This window comes from Colwellia chukchiensis (assembly GCF_002104455.1).
In the GTDB taxonomy this organism is placed as follows: domain Bacteria; phylum Pseudomonadota; class Gammaproteobacteria; order Enterobacterales; family Alteromonadaceae; genus Cognaticolwellia; species Cognaticolwellia chukchiensis.
Genome location: NZ_NBOC01000023.1, coordinates 1 through 24,330 on the forward strand (window position 1 = coordinate 1; position 24,330 = coordinate 24,330).

Annotated in this window: 22 protein-coding genes; 7 read left to right on the plus strand and 15 right to left on the minus strand. The window is 39.5% G+C overall.

Annotated elements, in window-relative coordinates; translation table 11 throughout:
* Window positions 1–101: 101 nt before the first annotated feature.
* The 12 genes from B6K83_RS16800 to cadR all read right to left on the minus strand — a co-directional run bounded on the left by B6K83_RS16800 (window position 102) and on the right by cadR (window position 13,595).
* Window positions 102–821 carry a heparan-alpha-glucosaminide N-acetyltransferase gene (locus B6K83_RS16800; RefSeq protein ID WP_269844024.1) on the minus strand — a complete coding sequence of 240 codons (720 nt, stop codon included), beginning with the start codon at window positions 819–821 and terminating at the stop codon, window positions 102–104.
* Window positions 812–1,687: a copper resistance protein B gene (locus B6K83_RS16805; RefSeq protein ID WP_008128029.1), complete on the minus strand. Its 876-nt coding sequence runs from the start codon at window positions 1,685–1,687 to the stop codon at window positions 812–814. Before B6K83_RS16805 ends, B6K83_RS16800 begins: the two co-directional genes overlap by 10 nt.
* The gene (locus B6K83_RS16810; protein ID WP_085286026.1) at window positions 1,684–3,558 is read right to left on the minus strand and encodes a copper resistance system multicopper oxidase; all 1,875 of its coding nucleotides are present in this window, start codon (window positions 3,556–3,558) and stop codon (window positions 1,684–1,686) included. Before B6K83_RS16810 ends, B6K83_RS16805 begins: the two co-directional genes overlap by 4 nt.
* Window positions 3,559–3,585: 27 nt before the next feature.
* Entirely contained in the window at window positions 3,586–4,056 is a 471-nt protein-coding gene (locus B6K83_RS16815; protein WP_085286027.1) for a YybH family protein, read from the minus strand.
* A gap of 15 nt (window positions 4,057–4,071) precedes the next feature.
* Window positions 4,072–4,959: a copper resistance D family protein gene (locus B6K83_RS16820; RefSeq protein ID WP_036934206.1), complete on the minus strand. Its 888-nt coding sequence runs from the start codon at window positions 4,957–4,959 to the stop codon at window positions 4,072–4,074.
* A 20-nt stretch (window positions 4,960–4,979) separates the two neighbouring features.
* Window positions 4,980–5,327, minus strand: coding sequence for a copper resistance CopC family protein (locus B6K83_RS16825; protein WP_085286028.1), 348 nt, complete (start codon window positions 5,325–5,327; stop codon window positions 4,980–4,982).
* A gap of 54 nt (window positions 5,328–5,381) precedes the next feature.
* On the minus strand, window positions 5,382–8,546 hold the full coding sequence (locus B6K83_RS16830; RefSeq protein ID WP_085286029.1) for an efflux RND transporter permease subunit: 3,165 nt from the start codon (window positions 8,544–8,546) through the stop codon (window positions 5,382–5,384).
* 15 nt (window positions 8,547–8,561) lie between these two features.
* Window positions 8,562–10,319 carry an efflux RND transporter periplasmic adaptor subunit gene (locus B6K83_RS16835; protein ID WP_085286030.1) on the minus strand — a complete coding sequence of 586 codons (1,758 nt, stop codon included), beginning with the start codon at window positions 10,317–10,319 and terminating at the stop codon, window positions 8,562–8,564.
* Window positions 10,319–11,746 (minus strand): TolC family protein, encoded by a 1,428-nt coding sequence (locus B6K83_RS16840; RefSeq protein ID WP_085286031.1) that lies wholly within the window; start codon window positions 11,744–11,746, stop codon window positions 10,319–10,321. Before B6K83_RS16840 ends, B6K83_RS16835 begins: the two co-directional genes overlap by 1 nt.
* A complete protein-coding gene (locus tag B6K83_RS16845; RefSeq protein ID WP_085286032.1) occupies window positions 11,746–12,243 on the minus strand; it encodes a DUF411 domain-containing protein in 498 nt (165 codons plus the stop codon). The genes B6K83_RS16840 and B6K83_RS16845 overlap by 1 nt, the downstream gene beginning before the upstream one ends.
* Before the next feature lie 107 nt (window positions 12,244–12,350).
* Window positions 12,351–12,704, minus strand: a complete 354-nt coding sequence (locus tag B6K83_RS16850; protein WP_074988940.1) for a hypothetical protein — start codon at window positions 12,702–12,704, stop codon at window positions 12,351–12,353.
* 501 nt (window positions 12,705–13,205) lie between these two features.
* A complete protein-coding gene (gene cadR / locus B6K83_RS16855) occupies window positions 13,206–13,595 on the minus strand; it encodes a Cd(II)/Pb(II)-responsive transcriptional regulator (RefSeq protein ID WP_085286033.1) in 390 nt (129 codons plus the stop codon).
* Between the two features lie 79 nt (window positions 13,596–13,674).
* Between cadR and B6K83_RS16860 the strand changes: the two genes are divergently transcribed.
* From B6K83_RS16860 to B6K83_RS16890, 7 genes are all read left to right on the plus strand, one after another.
* Entirely contained in the window at window positions 13,675–14,334 is a 660-nt protein-coding gene (locus B6K83_RS16860; protein WP_085286034.1) for a cation transporter, read from the plus strand.
* Between the two features lie 10 nt (window positions 14,335–14,344).
* Window positions 14,345–15,070: a transglutaminase-like domain-containing protein gene (locus tag B6K83_RS16865; RefSeq protein ID WP_085286035.1), complete on the plus strand. Its 726-nt coding sequence runs from the start codon at window positions 14,345–14,347 to the stop codon at window positions 15,068–15,070.
* Window positions 15,063–15,953, plus strand: a complete 891-nt coding sequence (locus tag B6K83_RS16870; protein WP_085286036.1) for a cation diffusion facilitator family transporter — start codon at window positions 15,063–15,065, stop codon at window positions 15,951–15,953. The genes B6K83_RS16865 and B6K83_RS16870 overlap by 8 nt, the downstream gene beginning before the upstream one ends.
* 52 nt (window positions 15,954–16,005) lie before the next feature.
* Entirely contained in the window at window positions 16,006–16,365 is a 360-nt protein-coding gene (locus B6K83_RS16875; protein ID WP_233144082.1) for a hypothetical protein, read from the plus strand.
* Between the two features lie 82 nt (window positions 16,366–16,447).
* Window positions 16,448–17,665, plus strand: coding sequence for a TolC family protein (locus B6K83_RS16880; RefSeq protein ID WP_085286038.1), 1,218 nt, complete (start codon window positions 16,448–16,450; stop codon window positions 17,663–17,665).
* Window positions 17,666–17,720: 55 nt separating this feature from the next.
* Window positions 17,721–19,106, plus strand: coding sequence for an efflux RND transporter periplasmic adaptor subunit (locus B6K83_RS16885; RefSeq protein WP_233144083.1), 1,386 nt, complete (start codon window positions 17,721–17,723; stop codon window positions 19,104–19,106).
* 11 nt (window positions 19,107–19,117) lie between these two features.
* On the plus strand, window positions 19,118–22,318 hold the full coding sequence (locus B6K83_RS16890) for an efflux RND transporter permease subunit (RefSeq protein ID WP_085286039.1): 3,201 nt from the start codon (window positions 19,118–19,120) through the stop codon (window positions 22,316–22,318).
* Window positions 22,319–22,475: 157 nt separating this feature from the next.
* Here the strand turns inward: B6K83_RS16890 and B6K83_RS16895 are convergent, their stop codons facing one another.
* Genes B6K83_RS16895 through B6K83_RS16905 form a run of 3 tightly spaced genes read right to left on the minus strand, consistent with a single transcriptional unit; the run spans window position 22,476 to window position 24,189 of the window.
* Window positions 22,476–22,823, minus strand: coding sequence for a hypothetical protein (locus B6K83_RS16895; RefSeq protein ID WP_085286040.1), 348 nt, complete (start codon window positions 22,821–22,823; stop codon window positions 22,476–22,478).
* Between the two features lie 14 nt (window positions 22,824–22,837).
* Window positions 22,838–23,155 (minus strand): hypothetical protein, encoded by a 318-nt coding sequence (locus B6K83_RS16900; RefSeq protein WP_085286041.1) that lies wholly within the window; start codon window positions 23,153–23,155, stop codon window positions 22,838–22,840.
* Entirely contained in the window at window positions 23,152–24,189 is a 1,038-nt protein-coding gene (locus B6K83_RS16905; RefSeq protein ID WP_085286042.1) for a hypothetical protein, read from the minus strand. The genes B6K83_RS16900 and B6K83_RS16905 overlap by 4 nt, the downstream gene beginning before the upstream one ends.
* Between the last annotated feature and the right edge of the window lie 141 nt (window positions 24,190–24,330).

The following is a 24,330-nucleotide window of genomic DNA, read 5'->3' on the forward strand; positions in this document are numbered from 1 at the left end:
AATGGTTTAACTCCTTTCGACTATGTTGCTTATTGTCTTGAACAACTCAGTGATCAAAATGTTGATGTTGAAGCTCTGCTACCTTGGAATGTAAAGCTTAGCTAGGTGCTGATCACCGGACGCTTACAATTGATCCATTCGATAGCGCTAAAGCCAGCAAAAAGCAAAGGTTGGTGAAGTAAATAAATCAGTAAAGAGTGTTGACTAAGCAATGTCAAATAAGGGTTTATCGCATGTTGATTGGCGGGAGCCAGACGAAAGATTCGGAAATTTGCAGCCCAGATACCGAGCAAGGGCAAAGCCAACCAAGGAAAAAGAGTAACCAAGTCACTAGGATGTTTTGAAATATATTGTTCAATATAGCTAAAAGGCCAATTCCACGGTATTTCTATCGCTATGTATGCGCTAAAAATAAATAAAGATAGCAGCAAAGCAAGTTTAGGTTTCCCCACCAACCAAACTAATAGAAGTGTTGCAACTGCTATGAAGTGTAAAATACCAAAGTAAATCCAATGTTCTGGCAAGGTAAATAGTGAGGATAAAGTCACTAGTAACGCAGCACTAGATATCTTAACCGTTCGCCAAGCTAATTTCTTCGCTGATATACCACCTTGATAGGAATAAACCAGACTGGCACCAACAGAAAACAAGAACAAACTTACAATTATTGCTCTTAGCTCTTTCCAGAAAAAGCCGTTAGGTATGTCTGTTCTAATATAACCAAAATAGTTTAAATCCCAGACAAAATGAAAAGCTACCATCAATATAATTGCGGTAGCTCTCATTAAATCAATGTAGTTATTTCTTCGTATTAAAACCAAAATCTTAAACCGGCAACAAACTCAGTATCGTTGCTGCTCTGCTCGTTTAGCTTGGCGTAATCTGCTGTGCTACCAAATTTATTAGTCCACTCTACACCTACATAAGGTGCAAATTGGCGAGTAAATTCATAACGAACCCTAACGCCAATAGCAGTACTAGATAGCCCACTGCCTAGCTCATTTTGTTCATCGTCTTTACCATAAAATGTTATTTCAGCACGAGGCTGTATAATGAGCCTTTGTGTTAAAAGCAGCTCATATTCAGCTTCTGCTGTAAATGCTGTATTGCCGCTCTCACCTACATACGCTGTCATATCAAGCTCAAACCAATAAGGTGCTAAGCCTTGAATACCAAACGCTAACCATTGACGGTTTTTGCCTTCTTTATAATAATCGTAGCGAATACCGACTTGCGTATCCCAATAAGCCGAAATTGCATGACCCCATAAAATATCAGTTTGATTTTCTTCAAGCTTGCCATAACTAACATCGCCCTCGGTTTTTATCACTAATCGATTAAAGGTGGTGCCGTACCAAGCTTGTAAATCGAAAACAGCAGCATCGGCTTGTTCGTTATACTCAAGGCGATCACCTAAAATAGCGTAAAACTTATACTCATCTGCAAGGGTTAAGCGCTCGCCATCTGCTAAAGCATATGGCCCTTGCGTTAAGGTTGTGCCATTAGCATAAGCGTGTGGATCGCGAGCATTTTTAGGGGCATCGCCGCCTTGCGGCTGCATTTTATCGCCCGCCATATCGCCAGACATGTCGCCCATTTCAGTTTGAGCAAACACATTCAGGCTCAATAACGGTGCGCTAATTAATAGTGCACTAGTAAGTACTGTTGATAAGGTTAAATTTCTCATGATACAACCACCTCTCTAAACATACCTGCATCCATATGAAACAGTAAATGACAATGCCAAGCCCAACGACCAAGATCATGTGGCGTAGTTAAAAAGCTAATTCTTTGGGCGGGCTGTACCATTATGGTATGGCGGCGAACTAACACATCGCCTTGATCGTTCTCCAAGTCGCTCCACATACCATGTAAATGCATAGGGTGTGTCATCATGGTATCGTTTTGTAAAATAACTCGTACCCGCTGATTATGCTTCATATGCACAGGGGTACTTTTACCAAACTCTAAGCCATCAAAAGACCAGCTGTAGCGTTCCATGTTGCCGGTTAAATGCAGCTCAATTTCGGCTTCGGGTGCTTGGTGGTCAACTATGCCATCAAGAGAGCGTAAATCTGCAAGTGTTAAAACTCGACGGCCGTTATTGCGCAGCCCAATACCAGGATCGTCTAAGTTTGTGCGTGGCGTATCAACGCGCATATCAATTGAGGCGCCATATTCTGTTTTAGCGTGGCGAACTTTCTGACTTGGAACAGCCAGTGGGTTTTTACCCATATTATGCTTACTATGGTCCATTGCCATTGCACCGTGGTCCATTGTGCTATGATCCATTGCCATTGCACCGTGGTCCATTGTGCTATGATCCATTGCCCCCTGATCCATACTGGTTTTGTCCATGCTAGCGTGGCCCATAGCGCTGTGATCCATTCCAGGCATAGCAGAGTGATCCATATTGCCCATCATATCCCGCATTGCTAACCACTCAACTGGGTCAAGTGCAGGCACTGGCGCATCAATATTAGCAGCGACAGACAAAGTCCCTTTGGCATAACCTGAGCGGTCCATGCTTTGTGCAAAAATTGTGTATGCGTCATTTTTAGGCTCGACAAGCACATCGTAGGTTTCACCTGGACCAAAGCGAAACTCATCTACGGTAACGGGTTCAACATTTTGTCCATCTGCTTGTACCACAGTTAATTTTAACTCTGGGATACGTACATCAAAAAAGGTGTTACTTGAGCCATTAATAAATCTTAAACGTACTTTTTCGCCCGCTTTAAACAGCCCACGCCAATTAGCCATTGGCGCAGTACCATTCATTAAATAGGTCATTGCCGAAGCCGATAAATCAGCTAAATCGGTTGGACTCATTCGCATCTGGTTCCACATTTCACGTCGTTGAAGTGCATTAGCAACGCCGCTTGTTGCTATGTCATCAAAAAACTCAGGTACAGTGGGCTGATTAAAGTTAAACACATCCCCCTGAATTTTTAATTTACGGAATAACTCCATAGGATCATCATCAGTCCAATCAGACAATAGGATGACATGCTCATTGTCAGCACTAATAATATCCTTTTCTCTTGGCTCAATAATTAACGCCCCATACATACCGGTCATTTCTTGAAAGCCACTGTGTGAGTGATACCAATAAGTACCGCTTTGTTGTAACTTAAATTTATAAACAAAGGTTTCGCCAGGCATAATGCCTTTAAAGCTAATGCCCGGTACACCATCCATTTGATACGGAAGAATGATCCCATGCCAATGAATTGAACTCGGCACTGATAATTTATTAGTTACCCTGATAGTAACGTCATCACCTTCTCTGAGGCGCAAGGTAGGAGCTGGTATTGAGCCATTGATTGTTGTAGCCATTCTTACAACACCTGTGAAGTTTACGGGTGACTCATCTATCACTAAATCTATTACTTCTCCACTTAGTTCGGGCGCAGTACCTGTTGAAGTTCCAGCAATCAAAGATGAAGCTGCATGAAGAACACTTGGAAAAGCAGCTAATACACCGCCAGCAATTACACCTTGTACAAAGCGTCTACGTGGCGTAGAAACTTGATGTAATGGATTTTTAATTCTCATTTTGTACTCCGTTATTTAACCAATAAATTAATGTGACCAATGAATGTGCTTAATCTTCCATTCACCATTTTGTTTTTCCAGCACCATCGTTTCCATGCCTTGATAATCGCGCTCTTTACCTTTGTAAGTACCTTTAGTATGACTGCGCGAAGCAGATATAGCGGTATTTCCAAGAATCGTTACTTGATGTTCAAGTGTGTCGCTCTTCATCGCTGCTAAATACTTCATATCCGACAACATATGATGATGAGCATATTCATCAGCGCTCCTTTCAACGCGGCCTCCCTCGAAAATGGTGACATCATCCGCTAACTGCGCTCTAGCCTGTTTTTGATTGCCAGTTTCAAGTGCTTGATGAAATGCCAAAACAACTTTTGCGGCAGGGGTATCTATACCTTTAAACAAACCTTTGTCTTTGTTCTTATCACCATGAGCGTTTGCTGCGAAACTAAACGTCATTAATAAAACGAGTAATATATTTATTGTTTTCATTTTCATTCTCTCTTTTAGGTTTTAATTTGCAGGGCCAACAACACTAGTAAGCCCAGCCGTTACAGATAAAATGGCAAAAGCTACTACCATTTCTATCGAGATAGATTTAGATAAAGCCTCTCTGCCTTGACTATTTTTAAGTTGTGGAACGAGTATTAGTTTATGTTTAGCAGCAAGTGCCAAAATAGACACTACAAGGGCCAATTTAAACAACAGTGTTTGTCCGTAACTTGAGCTTATTAGTGCATCAAGACTTCCGACCAATTGAATCACGAGCCAGAGGCCTGCTACCAACAATAGGCTCACTGTAAAACTTGCTTGTTTGCCAAAGCTTTCCATCAGCAAATGAAGTTCTGCATAACTTAGCTGATGGCAAGCCTGTTTTAGTGGCAATAACGCCCCAAACCACCATGCCATAACGAGCACATGCAAAATAAGCAAGCCTTTTTCAATTGTGCCTAACTCAGAAATATGACCCAGTAACGTGAATGAGTATGCAAGGATTAATAAACTCAACATTAAAGCGCTTTGTTTTAAGTACGAGTTCACAGCGAGTTTGAACCTTAAAGCTAAAGCGATTATTGCGGTAACTAGCCCAAGCGCTCGAAGCAAAGCTCCAGTGCCGACAGAGGAGTCCCACATAATAGCCAACATATCAGCGTCTATCGCCCCCTGAATTCCCTCTTCTGCCATTGCACCAGTACTGGCAAAGAACCAAGTAATATTAGCGATCAAAGCCATAACTATATAAGTTCTTGTCCACGTTAAATTCGCTATTACAGCATTAGTATGAGATTCATTATTCTCAAATATTTGCCTGAAAAATGTATAACCAGCAATACAGGCAAAGCCGACGTAAAATACAATTTTAGACAGTACAATGACTGTATTCCAGATATACATTTCCATATCAATCACACCGCCTTATTTTAGTGAACCATAAAGCCGAAGCTATGTTTCATTTTATGACCATCGTTACCTAAGAAGGTCACATCAACGATATAGTTTGTAGGAGCTAACTTAGGTAGTTTCCATGTAAATTTGCTAGTAGCGGCTTTAGAAGGCTCGAATCCAAATTTAAACTCTTCGCCTTGTTTATTGGTCAACGAAACTTTTATAACCCGTACCTCTTTGGTGAACACCAAAGTTAACTCTTCTGGAGGGTTCATTAGCATTGCATTATCAGCAGGCACACTTTTTTCAAGATGCACATGCGCAAATACCGCACTACTAAAAACGACACTGATTACGGTTAAAAATTTAATTAATTTTTTCATATTTACCTCTATTTTAGTTTATTGAAATTGCTATTTATGGTTTTCTTAACTTCGCTAAGCATTACTTTTTAGCTCCGCCTTAGAAAGCTCCTTGTTAAAGGCATTTACTTCAGGCTTTTTAACGATTGAATAAATGGCTGGAAGCACAATTAGTGTTAACAAAACAGCACTTGTCATTCCGCCTACCATAGGTGCTGCAATACGACTCATTACCTCAGAGCCTGTACCTGTACCATATAAAATAGGCATTAAACCGATAATGATTGTGGCAACCGTCATCATAACAGGGCGCACTCGTAAGCCTGCACCGTGCAATAATGCATCTTGGTAAGCATCATCTGAAATAAGTTCTGCTCGCTCCTCGGCTTTTTCCTTCAGTTCAGCGAGTGCTTGATTGAGATAAACCAGCATTATCACACCTATCTCAACAGCAACACCAGCCAGCGCAATAAAGCCTACACCAACAGCTACAGAGAAGTTAAAGCCTTCTAAATACATCAGCCATAAGCCACCGATCATCGCCATTGGCAAGGTCACTATGATGATCGCAACCTCACTAAACGCTCTGAAATTCAAATAAAGCAAAATAACAATTATGGCGAGCGTCAATGGAACAACATAAGTTAGCTTGGCCTTCGCTCTTTCCATATATTCATATTGGCCAGCCCACGTAATTGAATATCCTGCTGGTAATATTAGGTTGTTGGCTAAGTGTTTTTTTGCACTTTCAACATAAGTACCAACATCAACGCCCTCTATATCAATGAATGTCCAGCCATTAATACGAGCATTTTCGCTTTTAATCCCCGGAGGACCTACTTCTACTTTTATTTCAGCTACGTCACCTAAAGCGATACGTTGCCCATTAGGAGTGACAACGGGTAATCGTGATAACTGTTCCGGAGAGTCTCGATAATCTTGTGGGTATCGCAAGTTGACAGGGTAACGCTCTTGCCCTTCAATAGTTTGAGTGACATTCATCCCTCCAATAGCAGTTGACACTACTTGCTGCACGTCATCGATATTTAATCCAAAACGGCTTGCCTTTTCACGCGAAATATCAACTTTAATATATCGTCCACCTGCAACTCGTTCAGAATAAACTGAAGCTGTCCCTGTCACCTCTGGTAACAATTGCTCTATTTGTTGCCCTATCTCTTGAATCGTATTTAAATCAGCTCCTGCTACTTTAATACCTACTGGCGTTTTAATACCTGTTGCCAACATATCAATACGAGTTTTGATTGGCATAACCCAAGCATTCGTCAAGCCCGGAAACTTAACCAACTTATCAAACTCAGCTTTTAGAGATTCTGTTGTAACTCCCTCACGCCACTCTTCTTGAGGCTTCAACTGAATGAAGGTCTCAATCATAGTTAAAGGCGCGGGATCAGTTGCAGTTTCAGCTCGTCCAACTTTACCGAAAACAGTTTCAACTTCTGGCACTGTTTTAATTAGCTTGTCTGTCTGCTGTAGAATTTCTCTTGCCTTACCAATAGAAATTCCCGGATAGGTGGTCGGCATATACATAAGATCGCCTTCGTCTAAAGGAGGTATAAATTCACTACCGATTTTATCGACAGGCCAAAAACCAACAATCGTCACTAATATTGCTGCTACTATTGTCGATTTAGGAAACTTCATAACTTGCTTTAAAACAGGCATGTAGATAGCAATTAGCAGTCTGTTTAAAGGGTTTTTCTTTTCTGAAACAATTTTTCCTCGAATAAAATACCCCATTAAAACAGGCACTAATGTTATCGCTAAGCCTGCTGATGCGGCCATTGCATATGTTTTTGTGTAAGCAAGAGGAGAGAACATTCTTCCTTCTTGCGCTTCCAAAATAAATACAGGCAAGAATGAGACTGTAATGATGAGCAAACTAAAAAATAGTGCAGGACCTACTTCACTTGCAGCTTTCGAGACTATTTGCCAACGATTTTCATCTGTTAGTGGTGTTTTCTCCATATGCTTATGCATATTTTCAATCATCACGATCGCACCATCTGTCATCGCGCCAATAGCAATAGCAATGCCACCTAATGACATAATGTTGGCATTAATTCCTTGCATATGCATGATGATAAATGACGCTAAGATGCCAATAGGTAAAGTAACAACTGCTACAATCGATGAGCGCAAATGAAATAGAAATGCAACACATACAATTGCAACGACCGCAAGCTCTTCGAGTAATTTACCCCAAAGATTTTCTACCGCCTCTCCAATTAGGCCAGAACGGTCATAAACCGTGACTATTTCAACTCCTTCAGGCAGCCCTTTTTTTAACTCTTCTAATTTAGCTTTAACACCATCAATTGTTTTTTGTGCGTTTTCGCCAAAGCGCATAACAACAACACCACCAACGACTTCTCCTTCACCATTTAGTTCAGCGATGCCTCGCCTCATTTGTGGACCTAGGTTGACTTCCGCCACATCGCCAATGGTAAGCGGGGTTCCTTGTGCGTTAACACCAAGAGGGATCAACTCTATGTCGGAAATACTTTTGATATAGCCAGTTGCGGTAACCATGTACTCTGCTTCCGCCATTTCAACAACTGAGGCACCTGTTTCTTGGTTACCACGTTTAAGTGCCATTTGAATGTGACTAAGTGGTATACCGTAGGCTCTTAATTTATCGGGATCGACTTGTATTTGATATTGTTTAACCATGCCACCTACAGCAGCAACCTCAGAAACTCCGGGTACAGTTTGCAATTCATATTTTAAGAACCAATCTTGAATACTACGCAATTGGCTAATATCCAAGCTGCCCGTTTTGTCTACAAGGGAATATAAATAAACCCAGCCAACGCCTGTGGCGTCAGGTCCTAGTTGTGGACGTGCGGTAGCGGGTAGCGAAGGGGCTACTTGACTTAAATACTCAAGTACTCTGCTCCTTGCCCAATATAAATCGGTGTCTTCATCAAAGATGACATAAACAAAGGAGTCTCCAAAAAATGAATATCCCCGAACAGTAACAGCCCCCGGAACTGACAGCATTGCTGTTGTTAAAGGGTAAGTAACTTGATCTTGCACTACTTGTGGTGCCTGACCGGGATAATTCGTCTTAATTATCACTTGAACATCAGAAAGATCTGGTAATGCATCAACTGGTGTATTTTTAATTGAGAATAACCCACCACCAATCAAAATTAAGGTAGCTAAGATGACGAAAAAGCGATTACCTATCGACCACCTAATAATTGATTCAATCATTATTTATCTCCTAACTTAATGATTTGAATGGTCAACAGCACTTTTTGGTTCATGCTTATGTTGCTCATCTGATTCAAGAGAGATTTCAGTGATAACCAAATTATCTTTCACCTCGAAAGTGAAAATGACGTTATCACCAACGTTGAAATCAACTATTTCTATTTTGTCCGCGACGATAAAATCCATCGTCGCAGCAGGTCTATCCCATTTACCTATTGGGCCTCGGCTAATATTTAGAATCCGTGTATCAATATCAATCGTATTGATTAGACCTGATACTGTTGCAAAAGATACTTCTTCACTCATATCAGCAGACTCACTCATGATATGAACTCCAGTAATTTCATATCCACCATCTTCGGTTTTACTCACCTCAAAATGTAAAGATTGACCAGACTTTAAAGAGTCAATATCGACTTTTTCAGCCACAGTAAAATCCATAACCATCTCAGGCCAATCCCAAGCTTCAGCGGGGCCGTGACTGATATTAACCATGCGGTGCCCAGCCATAACACTATTAACATCACCTTGCATCCAAACAGAGTTCGGTACTTCATCATGAGTCATTCGTTTAAAGTCAGAGCTTTTACTTGATTCAGAATCAATCAAGAATTGAGCTGATGTCACCACAACATCATCGTCATTTAAGCCGTCTAATATTTCGATGCTGTCGATATCAACCCGGCCAATAGTCACTTCAATAGATTTAAATTGCCCATCACCTAACGCAAGTACTACTCTGTCTTGTTTACCTGTTCTAATAACGGCTTCTTTAGGCACGAGTATGGTGCTATCAGCTTGATTAGCGTGAATAGAGACTTGTGCAAACATGTTTGGTTTTAATTGATAGTCTGGGTTGTCAAACTTCAGTCTCACTCTGAGTGTGCGTGTTTTACTGTTCAATGTTGGATAGACATAATCAACGACACCTGCCCAGTCCTCACCGGGTAAATAGTCAAGTGTCATTGATACAGGAAGTCCCTCTTTAATTAAGGCTGCGTCACGTTCAAACACTTCTGCTTCAACCCAAACTTGATCTAGCTGACCAATGCTTAATAAGGTGTTTCCCGGCTTTACATAAAAACCTTCTCTAACCTTCAAACCATCAACAACACCTGCCTGAGGGGAGTAGAAGGTGATGGTTTGCTGAACCTTTCGTGTCTTTTCAAGTTTTTGAATAAAGTCTGCTGAAAGCTGTAACGCTTTAAGCCGATCTTTGGCCGCCGCAATTAAAGAACTATTATCGCGCTTTATAGCTATTAATAGTTCTTCTTGCGCGTTAACTAACTGAGGAGAATAAAGCGTGTAAAGAGGTTGCCCTTTCTCTACAGGATTACCTGTTGCTTTGACGTAGAGCTTTTCAATCCAACCATCAACACGTGGGTGGATGTGAATTAGCTTATCTTCATCATATTGAACGTAACCTACGGTTGATATTTCAGTATGCATATTTTTAAGCTCAACAGGAGCAGTGCGAACCCCAAGATTATTCACTACATGAGGCGCGATTTTTACGGCTCCGGGGCCAAAGTCATCACCAGATGATTCTTCTTCATACACAGGAATTAAATCCATACCCATAGGCGACTTACCGGGCTTGTCACGGCGGTAATTAGAATCCATCGGTGCAACCCAATACAGCGGTTTTTTCTCTCCTGATGTAGCTTCATTGCCATTACCGCTTGAACCTGTACCTTGATATAAACTTAATGCTCCAGCACCTATTGCTGCCCCAATGATGATGGCAATAATTGTTTTTGTATTCGTTGACATTATTTTTCTCCAAATTGCTGATTGGATAAGTGCTGATTCATTCTGTGCGAAGTGTGCATTGGCTTATGCTCAGCATTTGAGTTAGTTTGAGAGTACGAAAAGAAATAGTTGATGCGAGCAACTGTTTTAAGTGCGTCAACATCAATTTTTAAGGCTGATATTCTGGCATTCAATTCTGCGATTCTTGCTCGAACAACTTCGGCAAAATCACCATCATCATTGGTGTAGGCCGTCAATGATGCTTCCGCTTGGTCATGAGTTTGTTTGAGAAGTTGTTTTTGATAGATAGACTGCCTGTCAGATAAACGTTTAAGCTGTCTAAGCTCCTTTTCCACCGCACTGATCATTTGTTTTGTTAGCAATAATTTCTCGGTTTTTACAGCTTCTGAATCAGCAATAGAAGCTGCAACTTGCTTATCTTGCCTATTCTCTGTGAACAACGGCAAATCAAACGTTACCCCAACAGAAAATAGGTCAGCTCGACTATCACCAGACGGCATATTGTCACGATAGGCATAGCTCGCATTAACCCCCCATTGCGGCTCATATTGCTGTTTAGCCAATTCAACACCTTTTTCTGAAGCTTTGCGTTTCACATCAATTGCAAGTATTGCTGGATGATTAGCAAGTTCCTGAGCCAATAGATTTCTTGAGTAATTAGATGCTTTTAGGACTGTTGGATTATTCAATCGAATCGAAGGCAATTCTTTTGAGACGCTAAACTCTAGTGGTTGCGCGTCAAAGTTGAATGATTCATTCAATCGGTCAGCATCGTAAATATGAAGCCACTCATTAAGGCGAGCGATTGTCGTTTCTAGTTTCTGCTTTTGCGAAGTTAATCTGTCATCTAACTGTACGATTTCCAATTGAGCACGAATAACATCTTGCTGTCTGGTTTTACCAACAACGTTTGAGTAGCTAGCTTTAGCCACTTCCGCCATCTGCTCAAAAAGCGCCCAATCCGCTTCAATCAATTTAATGGTTTGTTGGGCTAAGTAGGCATCTAACCAAAGCTGTGACACTTGGCTTTTCAACTTCGCTTTACGATTCTCGCGTAGCAGTGGAAATTTCGTAGACTCGATTTTTAACTGGTCTTGTTTGATCTCTAGACTATCTCCTCTCGGAAACATTTGAGAAACACCAACCTTTAGCTGAGTCATTCCTTCCTGATCTAAATCCCAAGTATCTGTTGGTAAATTCATTATCCCTAGCGATACTTTCGGGTCAGGCAAAGTACCTGAAGCGATACTTCTATTTTCAACCGCACTTTGTTTCAATCGGCTACCATGAAGCCAAGGATCATTTTGCTGAGCTAAAGTGATAGCTTGTTCGAGTGACACCACTTTCTCAGCTTGAGCTGAGAATACGGATAATCCGAGTATTAGTGCAGTTGAAAGTGAAGTAAGGTTTGAAGCGTTCAATTTCATTAGAATTGCTCCTCGTATTTCTTAATTTTTGCGTACACTTTGCTCGTTCCATCTTTAAATAGAATTAACACGTTGTATGGCATAAAGCGGTCACCGACTTCCATACCGGGAGAGCCAACTGGCATTGCTGGAACTGAAAGCCCAATCGCATTCGGGTGCTCTTCTGATAAGAACTGCTGAATAAACTTAGCGGGTACATGACCTTCAAAGGCAAATCCATTTCTACTCACTGCCGTGTGGCATGAACGGTAATTAGGTTTGATACCATGCTTAGTTTTGATGTTGTCGATGTTTAGGAAATCTTTGGAATGCGCAACGATCCCTTTGTCTTCAATATGAGTTATCCATTTTTTACAACACCCACAAGTTGGGGTTTTATAAACGATTAACTCCAAAGGTGTTACGTCGTTATTGTGTGCATGCTTATGTTCATTAGCGTTTGCAAACGCAGGTGAAAGCAGCATTACAACTGCTATTTTTAAATACTTATTGATCATTTTTGCCCCCAGACGTCGCTGGAAAATAGCTATAGCGCTACGACGCTATATTGACTAACAGAAAAATTAATTACATGTGTGCGAAATTTGGACGCACTAATCCTGTATTAGGCAAAAATTGGTGGACGATAAAGGGAAGTGGAAATTGAATGAGGTTGTTTAGATTGCATAGCAGCTACAGATTCACTCAATATTTGAATATCTGTCGAGTCAACACTGGAATTTAGGACTGTCGTAGATGAGCAAGCATTTGCAGGACAAATACATTCAACGTCACAACAATCTTCTGATTGACCATTACTGCTTTTATTCATATCACCATGATCCATGTTCATGTTCATGTGTGATTCATGAGAACCTGATGACATTTCGCAAGGCATAGCAGAATACGCAAATGCTTGCCCTACAAAGGCAAACAGCATAAGCGTTATCACTAAGACTTTTGAAAATGCTTTAGACATAAAATTCTCATAAAAATATACATGTCTATGCTAATACAAATTTTCGAATAAGTAAATTGATGTCATGTAAACATTTATGAATATTTGACTATCGTCAATTTTTCAAAGGGGAACATGTAACATTAATAATCTCGTTTGACTGTTAGTATAGTAGTCAAAAGTAGTAGTCAAAAGTTAAACCGTTGCACATGATTGGAACATCTATAAGTCCAACTAGTTTATCTTGTAATGCATATACATCCCCGTCAAAGGTATGATATACAGCGAAGGAGTATGCTCGCTTATTGATAAATAATACGTCCTTAATGACATAAATTTAATGTCCCGTAAACTCAAAATGGTCGCATTAGGTGCTCACGATACAAACGATAAATCGCTATTGCTAGTTGAAAAGGAGTTTGCAGGGGAACTAAAATCTGTTCGTGTGGGTAAGAAAATAACTATTAATTAGTCTGTATCAATAATCAAGGTGAGTTAAAAAAGAGTCTTTTATACATCACTTTAGCTATCTAATGACTTAATTATCCCACACCCTTCAATGGTATTATCAGAATTACACGTACTAGCCATTTGTTGTAATTCGTTTTTTAAGGCTTTTAATTCTTTCATGCGTTTATTTACCAAAGCTAATTGTTGCGCAATCAGCGCATTTACACTTGAGCAACTTTCTTCTGGTTTATTTTTTAGGTCGATAAGACGTTTAATATCAATAAGAGAGATATCGAGACTGCGACAATGTTTTACGAATTCTAATTGCTTCAAAACGGTAACGTCATACAATCTGAAGTTACCTTCTGTACGCTCTGGTTCAGAAAGTAATCCTTCTTTTTCATAGTATCTAATAGTTTGTATAGAACAGCCGGATGTTTTCGATAATTCACCTATTTTCATAATATTTTCTTTTTAAACTTGACCCTATAGTTACTATAGGTTTTACACTTGAATTATACAAGTATGGCGGAGTTAAAAAATGAGCGGTTGTGGCTGTGAAGTAGAATTAAAAGATGACCAACAAAAAACAGTGCTTTATTGGCTTTTAGCTATAAATGCCACAATGTTTGTATTTGAAATTGGTTTAGGTTGGTTATCTGAATCAACCGCATTAATTGCTGATTCGTTAGATATGCTAGCTGATGCTATCGTCTATGCCATTGCCTTATATGCCGTGGGGAAGTCAATCGAACATAAAGCTAATGCAGCATTAGTAAGTGGTTATTTCCAATTGGGGTTAGGAGTTCTAATTCTTCTCGATATAGCTAGACGACTAGTTGGAGAAAGTGAGCCTCATTCTTGGTTTATGATTGGAGTTGGTTCTGTGGCTTTAATCGCTAATGTCATTTGTTTGATGCTTATACGAAAGCACAATAATGATGAAGTGCATATGAGGGCTAGCTGGATATTTTCAACTAATGATGTGATCGCAAACCTTGGTGTCGTATTCGCTGGCATACTTGTCATGGTGCTAGAACAGCGCTGGCCTGATATTGTTATTGGTAGCATCATTTCAATGTTAATTCTTCGAGTTGCTTACATGATATTAACGGATGCCAAACGAGAATTAGTATCGGCTCAATATACATCTGAAGTATCAGATAAAAATAAACAATCAACCTGCTGTAATTCAAAGTAAGGAAGCCTTTATGAATCAAGAATATCTAGAAAAAACCGAGATAGTTAACTTTGAACACCCCATTATCCAATCATTAATAACAGATCGAAAATGGCATGAGCTTGATGACTACAACAAGATTGGCACCGCTTATCAGTTTGTAAAAGACGAAATACTATTTGGCTATAACGAAAGCGACGATATTTCCGCAAGTGAAGTTTTATCTGACGGATACGGGCAATGTAACACTAAGGGCAACCTTTTAATGGCCTTATTACGTGGATTAGGAATTCAGTGCCGATTTCACGGGTTTACAATAGATCAGCAATTACAAAAAGGAGCTATTCCTACCTATGTCTTTTGGTTAGCGCCCAAATACATTATTCACAGTTGGGTTGAAGTTTACTTTGAAGGACGTTGGATCAATTTAGAGGGCTTTATTTTAGATAATCAATATCTCACTTCAATACAGCAAAAGTTTAATCAAATAAAAGACAATTTCTGTGGTTATGGTGTTGCAACAAAATGTTTTTCATCACCAGATACAGATTGGCGCGGAACCGACACATATATTCAAAAAGAAGGGATTCACGACGATTTCGGACTTTATAATTCCCCTGATGAGTTTTACCTTGAAAAAGGCACTAACTTGTCTGGAGTCAAACGCTGGATGTATCAAAAAGTGATCCGCCACCTAATAAATTTCAATGTCACTAATCTAAGAAAAAATAAAGCGCTGGAGGTACAAAATGCATAGTCATAGTCATCAACATGGAACAGACGACAGGATTGGTTGGGCATTTTTTCTCAATGTTACCTTTACGATCATCGAATTTATTGGTGGTTGGCTCACCAACAGTACCGCTATTATGGCTGATGCGGTGCATGACTTAGGAGATAGTTTATCGATTGGCTTTGCATGGATATTAAGTCGTTTTTCAAACAAAGCAGCGCCAGATAAATACAGCTATGGTTACCGCCGACTTACACTGTTCGGGGCATTGGTAAATGGCGTTGTATTAGTAATTGGCTCAATTTGGGTGTTGTTTGAAGCAATTCCAAGGCTAACCAACCCTGAAATGCCTGTAGTTGAAGGAATGTTAGGGCTTGCGATACTCGGTGTTGCCGTAAATGGGTATGCCGTATTCAAATTAAAAGCTGGGGAAACTTTAAATGAAAAAGTACTAACTTGGCACTTACTGGAAGATGTTCTGGGTTGGGTCGCCGTTCTAATTGTTTCAATTGTGTTGTTATTTGTAGAACTGCCAATACTAGACCCACTGCTATCAATTGGTTTTACATTATTTATTTTATTTAATGTTTTCAGAAATCTAAAATCTACACTTGTTTTGTTTCTTCAAGCCGCTCCAGATGAAGAAACTCAACAGAATATCAAACAAACTTTAATTAAATTACCTGAAGTTAATGGGGTTCATCACATGCACTTTTGGTCGTTAGACGGAGAAAGTCATGTACTAACAGCTCATTTGGAGTTATCTAAAAACTCAAGTGTGAATGAACTCGTGGCATTAAAACAAACTATCGCAATTGAACTTTCAGAATATCATTTGTCTCATACAACCATTGAGTTTGAGTTTCCCAAAGAAACTTGCAGAGATGAGCATGAAAAAGAAACATAGAGCTAGTCTCAACTGTCGCTTCTTGTTATAGTTTTATCTCACAATTTTATGGGTGTCTATTTTGAATTTCACTGTTGCTTTAAGGATAATATTAGTTCTTTCGATTGTTCTACAATCGATAAGCTCTATTGCGTCTGCAACTTCTGAGAATCATCAAATCGATGTAGAGCACCTGCAAACTCAACATGACCATAAAGATGATCGCGATATTTTAAATGAAAACGCTGATGATGAACCTCATGATATCAAGGATTGTCATCATTGTGGTCATTGTAGCGGCAACCACTTATCTTGGATATTAATTAGCAATTCAAATAGTGCAACAAAGTTATATAACAACAACCTAATACCTTATCAATTCGGTCAAACAAAAGAATTTTTAGACGCTATATTACGCCCTCCTATTTCTTAAATTTCTAAATTTATATCCGTCCATTTATCGATTAAAAATCGGTAAATGAGAGATGATTAACACTTAAAATTTAAGAAGTCTTATGTATAAATATATAAAAAATACAGGCACTTGCCTGTCATTCTGCCTGCTTGTAAGTATTTCATATGCCGCTTACAGCAAGCAAAAAAGTGAGTCGTGGTTAGACACACAAATAAATAAAGATCCCGAAATAATTGAAGCAAGAGAGTTGTTAATCGCAAGCAATCATCATGCAAAAAGCTTAACTCAGGCAATATATAACCCTGAGCTTGACGCAAGTTTTGAGAAAGAAGGTGATTTTAATAACTATTCAATCGGTTTGAGTCAGACCATTGATTTTTGGGATAAACGCTCTGCCAATACGTCAATTGGCGAGATAACTCTTTATGCCAGCCAGCAGCACTTATTGAATTTAATCGATTCAAAAAAGGCCGATGCGTTAATTGCTTTGACAAATTGGCAATCAGCGAAAGATACTGCACAGCTATTTACGGAGAGAGAAAGTCAACTGCAAACCTTACTTAGTATTGTGGAAGACAAACAAAAGGCGGGAATACTTGAGCCTCTAGATGCTGAGCTGGTTTACTTAAACTTGTCTCAAGTTTTTAGTGAAATAGCTGAATATCAAATAGAGCTAAAAAATGCTGAGGTTAAAGTTAAAGAGCTGCTGCCTGATTGGACACCAGAGTTAGCCAGTAAAATCTCTATTGATTTCGATGTTGAAAACTATTCATACAAAGCTGAATGGATTGAACAACACCCCCAAGTACAATTGGCTAAAGCAAAATGGAAAGAGCAACAAGCTAAAGCACAACTAACAACCATAGAGAATAAAGCTAATCCCACCATAGGGATTAGCGCAGGAAAAAATAGTGACGATAATATCGTTGGCTTAACATTCTCTATGCCTTTGAATATCAGAAATAACTATTCCGATGCTACTAAAGCGGCATATTCAGAAGCCGTTGCTGCGGAAGCTTATTTCCAATCCATTTATCGAAAACGCTCTTTTGAAGCTCAGGCCAACTATGAATCCCTCATGATCAGTAAAAAATACTATCAGCGATGGCAAAACCTTATGCAAAACCGAATTGATAATAGCGCGAGGTTGCTAAACGCTCGTTGGGAGGCTGGAGACATCAATACTTCAGACTATCTAATAGCGTTGAGCCAAAGAGCTGATGGATTGCACTCAGGCATTCAACTAGAAAAACAATTTAGACTCTCTGAAATAGCCTTCATTTGGAGCATGGGTCAATTATCTAAGTTTAAGATTTAATTAGTCAAAAACTGCCATTAAAAATCTTAACCTTTAAAAGAATATAGGTAAAAAAATGAATACATTATTTAGCAAAAAAATATTAGCAATAGTAATTAGCGGACTTTTGTTAGGGGGAACGTTAAGCGGCGAATTGTACGCTCAACAATTGGATACTAATACCCCTGAAAAGATACAGTCAAAAGAAAAACAAAACGAACATAACCACGAACACTCGGAAAGTGAAGGAAAACATTCTAAGAAAGGCTCCGATCATGACGAACACTCTAAACCCCCAACAACTCTCAAAGATGAGCATAACCATGATAGTGAAAGTCATACTGAAGAAGACCATCAGGAAAATGAAGGCAACCATTCTGAAAAAGGCACAGAACATGACGAACATGGTCACGACCATGAGAGCGAAAATATAGAAACCGAAGAGGAACATGAAGAAGGTATTACTCTAAGCCCTCAAAAAATGTCGCTTGCCAATATACAAGTTCAAAGCATTAGACCGGACTATCAATTCAGTACTATCTATGCCCCCGGAGAGGTGAAAGCAGATGGTTATAATAGTTATGTTGTTTCTCCTCGTACCGAGTCAGTGATAATTAGCAGACATGCTGCGCTCGGTGAACATGTTGAAAAGGGACAAAAGCTAGTAACCCTATTTAGTGAAGCAATGGCTCAAGCTCAAGCTGATTACTTGATTGCGTCAACTGAATGGCAGCGAGTAAAGAAATTAGGTAACAAAACAGTAAGTGAAAGTCGTTTACTTCAGGCTCAAACCACATTTAACGCCACATACGGAAAACTTATCGCACTAGGGTTAACTGAAAAAGCGATAAAAGATATATCAAATAAAGACATCACTACTTTCGGTCAATACTCGCTAATAGCTCAACGAGAAGGGGTGGTTTTACAAGATGATTTCATCCAAGGCCAACGAACCGATGCTGGTGATACTATCATGCTTTTAGCTGATGAAAATCAACTATGGGTTGAAGCTAAAGTCTCACCTAATAAAAAGCTCAATCTATCGATCAATTCTCCGGCAATAGTCAAATTAGAAGGTGAGGATTACAAGGCAAAAGTTATTCAGGAAGCCCACACGATTGATCCCATCACTAGAACTCGAATCATTCGCCTAGGTGTTAATAATGCCGATGACAACCTCCATTCAGGCATGTTTGTTAAAGTATATTTTCAATTTGCTACTCAGCATAAAGTGATGGCTGTTCCAGAAGAAGCTTTAATTAGAAGTGCGGACGGAGACTGGACCGTATTTGTTGAGGATCATCCCGGTGAATTCAAAGCGAAAGAGGTTGAGTTAGGTCGTGCACTAGGTAATTTCAGAGAAATTTTTGGTTTAGAAAGTGGTACTCGTGTGGTAACTCAAGGAGCGTTTTTTGTTGCTTCTGAAATAGCTAAAGGCGGATTTGATCCGCATAACCATTAGGGAGAGCCGCTATGTTTAATAAAATTATAGATTGGTCTGTCAATAACAGGCTTCTTATACTGATTGCCTTATTTGCCACTATTGTTGGCGCAATAATGGTGATCCCCAAACTGAACTTAGATGCTTTCCCAGATGTAACCAATGTTCAAGTCGCTGTTAACACGGAAGCGCCGGGGCTTGCAGCAGAAGAAGTGGAACAACTCATTACTTATCCGATTGAGGCGGTCATGTATGCGTTACCCGATGTTGAACAAGTACGTTCAATTTCCAAAACAGGGTTGTCTGGCGTTACTGTCGTCTTTAAAGAAGGGACTGATATCTATTTTGCTCGGCAGCTCGTCTTTGAACGGCTTCAAGCAGCAAAAGAGTTGATACCTGACGGTGTAGGTACACCTGAAATGGGACCAAATACGTCTGGGCTAGGACAAGTATTTCAATACTTGCTCGTGTCAGATAAAGACGCAGGATATGACTCAATGGCATTAAGAAGTTTAAATGATTGGATAATTAAATTGCTCATTATGCCAGTCGATGGTGTCACCGACGTCTTATCTTTCGGCGGAAACGTTAGACAGTATCAAGTTAACGTAGATCCATCTAAGCTCCTTGCATATAAATTATCACAAGAAGATATCGTTAAGTCGCTTGATAGTAACAATGCCAACGTTGGCGGTTGGTATATGAATCGAGGGCAAGAGCAACTTGTCATCCGAGGAACAGGCTGGTTCGAAAGTGGTGAAGCAGGCATTAGCAACATTAAGCAAGTACCTGTAAAAACCGTTGATGGTACAGTCGTGACAGTTTCCGATATCGCCAAAGTCGAATTAGGCAATGAGATTCGACAAGGTGCGGTCACTATGACCCGAAAAACAGCAGATGGAAAGGTTGAAAACTTGGGTGAAGTCGTATCAGGCATTGTGCTAAAACGTATGGGTTCAAATACAAAAGCAACCATTGATGGTATTAACGCAAGAATCCCTTTGATCAATCAGGCGTTACCTAACGGTGTTCGCTTCGAACCCTTCTATGATCAAGCTGATTTAATCGAAAAAGCAGTCAGTACCGTAGTAAATGCACTCTCACTTGCCTTTATCTTTATTTGTATCGTACTAGCACTTTTCTTAATGAATTTAAGAGCGACTTTTCTTGTCCTTATTTCGATCCCTATTTCAATAGGCATTGCGCTGATGATAATGGCTTGGTGGGGTATATCGGCAAACCTTATGTCGCTAGGTGGCATTGCGGTAGCAATTGGTATGCTGGTCGATGGCTCGGTTGTGATGGTTGAAAACATGTTTAAACATTTAAACCGACCAGACGCTACTCATAAACAAAATGTGCAAGAACGCGTACCAAGTTCTGATATTGATCCACATGCTGTAGAGCAAGACGATCATGGAATTAAATTACGACTAAAACAAGCAGGGAAAGAAGTTGCAAGACCTGTCTTTTTTGCTGCATCTGTCATTTTGGTAGTGTTCTTACCTTTGTTTAGCTTTGAAGGCGTAGAAGCCAAACTCTTCCAACCGATGGCTGTTAGTATCATTTTGGCTATTATTTCGGCCATTGTAGTTGCTTTATTTATCGTTCCTGCACTTGCTACTTATATGTTCAAAAAAGGAGTGAAGGAGAGAGAAAGCTTTGTACTTAAACCATTAAATAACCTTTATAGAAAAGGGCTTAAGTTCGCACTTAAACACACCAAATTAATTGTATCAGCATCCTTAATAATGGTTGTGTCTGCATTTTCAATCGTGCCTTATATTGGCACAGAGTTCGTTCCAGAACTGGAAGAAGGTACAATTAACTTAAGGGTTACACTCGCTCCTTCTTCAAGCTTGGATACAGCATTAAGTGTCGCACCTATCTTGGAGGATAAATTGATGGCATTTCCTGAAGTAACCTATGCGCTTAGCCGAATAGGACGAGCCGAAATCGGAGGTGATCCTGAGCCTGTTAATAATATTGAAATTTATATAGGTTTAAAGCCAGTCGCCGAATGGACCACTGCCTCGAATCGCTATGAACTGCAAAATAAAATGGAACGTTCTTTAGAAGAGTTTCCGGGTCTTTTACTCAACTTTTCTCAACCTATTGCGACACGAGTTGACGAACTATTATCTGGTGTAAAAGCACAATTAGCGATAAAACTTTTTGGCCCAAATCTAGACATATTGGCAGCTAAAGGACAGGAAATTGAATTGGCAATCAAAGACGTTGAAGGCGCTAGAGATGTCGCTCTTGAACAAATCGCTGGTGAAGCTCAGTTAGTTGTAAAGCCTAACAGACAAGAGCTTTCTCGCTTTGGCCTTTCTGTCAGTGATGTTATGGAAATTGTGCGAGATGGCATTGGTGGTATTGAAGCAGGACAAATCATCAACGGTAATGAGCGTTATGATATATATGTGCGTATAGAAAAAGAATATCGTAGTAATAAAGAAGCTATTTCTGATATTCGCATTCAGTCTCCAACAGGGGCTTGGGTTCGTCTTGGTGATGTAGCAACTGTCTCCTTTGAATCTGGCCCACCACAAGTGAGAAGAGACGACGTGCAAAGGCGTGTTGTTATCCAAGCCAACGTGCAAAATAGAGACATGGGTAGTGTTGTTACCGACATTAGAAAAGTCATCGCAGAAAAGGTTGATTTGCCTGCTGGTTACTCTGTTGCAATAGGTGGTCAATTTGAAAGTCAGCAACGTGCTCAAAATCGATTAGCTATTGTTGTACCTCTATCACTGGCCCTGATTGCATTGTTACTCTATTTTGCTTTTGGCTCTGTTGGACAAGCAATGCTGATATTAGTAAATGTTCCTTTAGCGGTGATCGGCGGAATATTCTCTTTGTATCTATCTGGTCAGTACTTATCTGTGCCAAGCTCAGTAGGCTTTATTACCCTATTTGGTGTCGCTGTGCTAAACGGTGTAGTAATGGTTGAGAGTATAAACCAACGAATTAGGGATGGCTTGGATGTTGCCCAAGCAGTATTTGAAGGAGCAACTTCGCGTTTAAGACCTGTTCTTATGACAGCAATAACATCTGCATTAGGTTTAATACCGATGTTAATGTCAAATGGTGTAGGAGCTGAAATACAACGACCACTGGCAAGTGTTATAGTTGGTGGTTTGATAACAGCAACATTACTCACATTGTTTGTTTTGCCTGTTTTATATCGCTGGTTCTCCAAAAAGAAAATTGAGGAGTTATCCCGCTAATTCAATTTTCATCAATTGTGAAGCTTCCGAATCAAGGAATATGAATTGGAAGCTTCACTTTATTGCTATCACTAAAAAGCTAGCTATTACGTAAAATTACTAATCTGATCGAATATTGAATTTGTTGAAGTCATTCTAGACTCCTTATTTTCGTTATTTAATGAATTTTATTTCGAGACTTTAGTTGTTCCCTCATTTCTAAAACTCGATCTGCTGAATAAGCTCCTGCTCTCATAACAACCAGTTCAACAAACGAAATATCAATTAACTTATGGTCAGCATCAATCACATAATAACTCCCATTATGTGTGGTTATTTCTAATTTATCCTCGACATCAGATTTGCTAACAATCTTTGAAGTCACGATTTGCTCAAATGGCCTAAACCTGAATGTTTCATCGTCAATAACAACTCCTGATAAAAACTCGCCGAGAAATTGTTTTTCAAATTCTTTATAGTCATAGACAGATACTATGCAGGCATCTTTCAAATAGGTTTTATCCATTTGTTAACTCCCAATTAATAGCCAGTTGGGAGAATTTCCCGAAGTTCTAAAAGTTCCTGAGGAGAGTACATACACTCATGCATTAAATTGAACTCAAATACACTTACATCGAACTCTTTTGGGTCAGCATCTAAGGTATAAAAATCAGCGCCAAAGGTTCTATATTCGAGACCATTGAATTCCATAATTTTTGTAGTGAACAAAGCCTCACCTTTTTTACCGCTTTCATTATCCTCTGCAAAGGTAGCGTAAAGCACCTGTTCAACTGTTTCCTCTGTAATAGGTTGAATTGAGATAAGTGTGGCGTTAGTTAGTTTTACTCTAGGTCTCATGCTTGTGCTTCCTCCCTGTCTTCTGTGCAAAACGGGCGGAAAAAGCTTAGATATTTAACCCCATCGACTTCTAGTAAATTCTTGTCAGCATCAAAATGTGACAGAACACTAGATTGATACAATGAAATGTATTTTTCATAATCGATAGTGTTAAAAAAATTGGTATCAACACGTCGAGCATTAAAAACAAGAGTCTGCTGATCAATACGAACAATGAACTTCTGATCGCCATCTAGATTTTTGACTCGTAGACATAAATCAGGTTTGTACCAATCAGATGTAAAGGAAGGAATCAGTGGGAAGCCATATACCAAATAGCGCATACCTTCGATTTTGAAAGTTGATGGATTGAACTGAGCCTTATTTACTTTGCCGCTGTTGAATAGTTCGAGTGTCAACATCAGCCAATGTTCATGTTTCGAAAAGCTATTTCCGCCGGATATACAGCCTTCGAATTCACCATCATGGTTTACATGATTGATGTACATGTATTTTTTAATGTTATCCAAGGAAAGCTTTTCAAACGGAAACTTTGAAGCGATGAGCCTGAAATAACAACCATGAACTTTTAAATCTGCATATTGAACTATCAACGGATCATCAAAGGCATCAAAGTATGGTCGCCACTCTAAGCGGAAGTCAGCTCCTGTATTTACAATAAACTTGGAATCTTCAGGTAACCCTAATACTTGGTATATCACTGAAACTAACTCTAAAGTTTCGATATCTACCAGCATCAAGCTTTCAATTTCAGATGCCATTGAGGTGATTTCCTGATGAAGTGATTCAATGATTTCCGAATCATCGTATTCATTGATCATCAAGTATTTAAATGATTCGTGTTCTAGAATTGAATTAAGATTGTGGGTATCAAAAGCTTCATGCAGACGCTCATGCGCTTGTGTAAAGTGAGCACAGCTATAGACACCTCTACTCCAAAGTCCTTGTGCATATAAATCTGGTAACTCAAAAAGTAATGCGAAGTCTTTAGCTTGTTTATTTAACTTATTTTTTAATTGATATAGCGAGATCATTTAGTTCTCCAAACAACTTCTCAATAAACAATGGCCTACCAACACATTGCTTTATTTATTGTTCAAATAACCAAACTTTTCGGATGCTCCGCTTCACTGTTCACATTCTTCAGCCGAAAAACATGCGTAGGCGTAGGCTGT

Excerpts from the sequence above, each read along its gene's own strand:
- B6K83_RS16805 (WP_008128029.1), bottom strand. The coding sequence starts at position 1,687 with ATGAGAAATTTAACCTTATCAACAGTACTTACTAGTGCACTATTAATT.
- B6K83_RS16810 (WP_085286026.1), bottom strand. The coding sequence starts at position 3,558 with ATGAGAATTAAAAATCCATTACATCAAGTTTCTACGCCACGTAGACGC.
- B6K83_RS16815 (WP_085286027.1), bottom strand. The coding sequence starts at position 4,056 with ATGAAAATGAAAACAATAAATATATTACTCGTTTTATTAATGACGTTT.
- B6K83_RS16820 (WP_036934206.1), bottom strand. The coding sequence starts at position 4,959 with ATGGAAATGTATATCTGGAATACAGTCATTGTACTGTCTAAAATTGTA.
- B6K83_RS16825 (WP_085286028.1), bottom strand. The coding sequence starts at position 5,327 with ATGAAAAAATTAATTAAATTTTTAACCGTAATCAGTGTCGTTTTTAGT.
- B6K83_RS16830 (WP_085286029.1), bottom strand. The coding sequence starts at position 8,546 with ATGATTGAATCAATTATTAGGTGGTCGATAGGTAATCGCTTTTTCGTC.
- B6K83_RS16835 (WP_085286030.1), bottom strand. The coding sequence starts at position 10,319 with ATGTCAACGAATACAAAAACAATTATTGCCATCATCATTGGGGCAGCA.
- B6K83_RS16840 (WP_085286031.1), bottom strand. The coding sequence starts at position 11,746 with ATGAAATTGAACGCTTCAAACCTTACTTCACTTTCAACTGCACTAATA.
- B6K83_RS16845 (WP_085286032.1), bottom strand. The coding sequence starts at position 12,243 with ATGATCAATAAGTATTTAAAAATAGCAGTTGTAATGCTGCTTTCACCT.
- B6K83_RS16850 (WP_074988940.1), bottom strand. The coding sequence starts at position 12,704 with ATGTCTAAAGCATTTTCAAAAGTCTTAGTGATAACGCTTATGCTGTTT.
- cadR (WP_085286033.1), bottom strand. The coding sequence starts at position 13,595 with ATGAAAATAGGTGAATTATCGAAAACATCCGGCTGTTCTATACAAACT.
- B6K83_RS16860 (WP_085286034.1), top strand. The coding sequence starts at position 13,675 with ATGAGCGGTTGTGGCTGTGAAGTAGAATTAAAAGATGACCAACAAAAA.
- B6K83_RS16865 (WP_085286035.1), top strand. The coding sequence starts at position 14,345 with ATGAATCAAGAATATCTAGAAAAAACCGAGATAGTTAACTTTGAACAC.
- B6K83_RS16870 (WP_085286036.1), top strand. The coding sequence starts at position 15,063 with ATGCATAGTCATAGTCATCAACATGGAACAGACGACAGGATTGGTTGG.
- B6K83_RS16880 (WP_085286038.1), top strand. The coding sequence starts at position 16,448 with ATGTATAAATATATAAAAAATACAGGCACTTGCCTGTCATTCTGCCTG.
- B6K83_RS16885 (WP_233144083.1), top strand. The coding sequence starts at position 17,721 with ATGAATACATTATTTAGCAAAAAAATATTAGCAATAGTAATTAGCGGA.
- B6K83_RS16890 (WP_085286039.1), top strand. The coding sequence starts at position 19,118 with ATGTTTAATAAAATTATAGATTGGTCTGTCAATAACAGGCTTCTTATA.
- B6K83_RS16895 (WP_085286040.1), bottom strand. The coding sequence starts at position 22,823 with ATGGATAAAACCTATTTGAAAGATGCCTGCATAGTATCTGTCTATGAC.
- B6K83_RS16900 (WP_085286041.1), bottom strand. The coding sequence starts at position 23,155 with ATGAGACCTAGAGTAAAACTAACTAACGCCACACTTATCTCAATTCAA.
- B6K83_RS16905 (WP_085286042.1), bottom strand. The coding sequence starts at position 24,189 with ATGATCTCGCTATATCAATTAAAAAATAAGTTAAATAAACAAGCTAAA.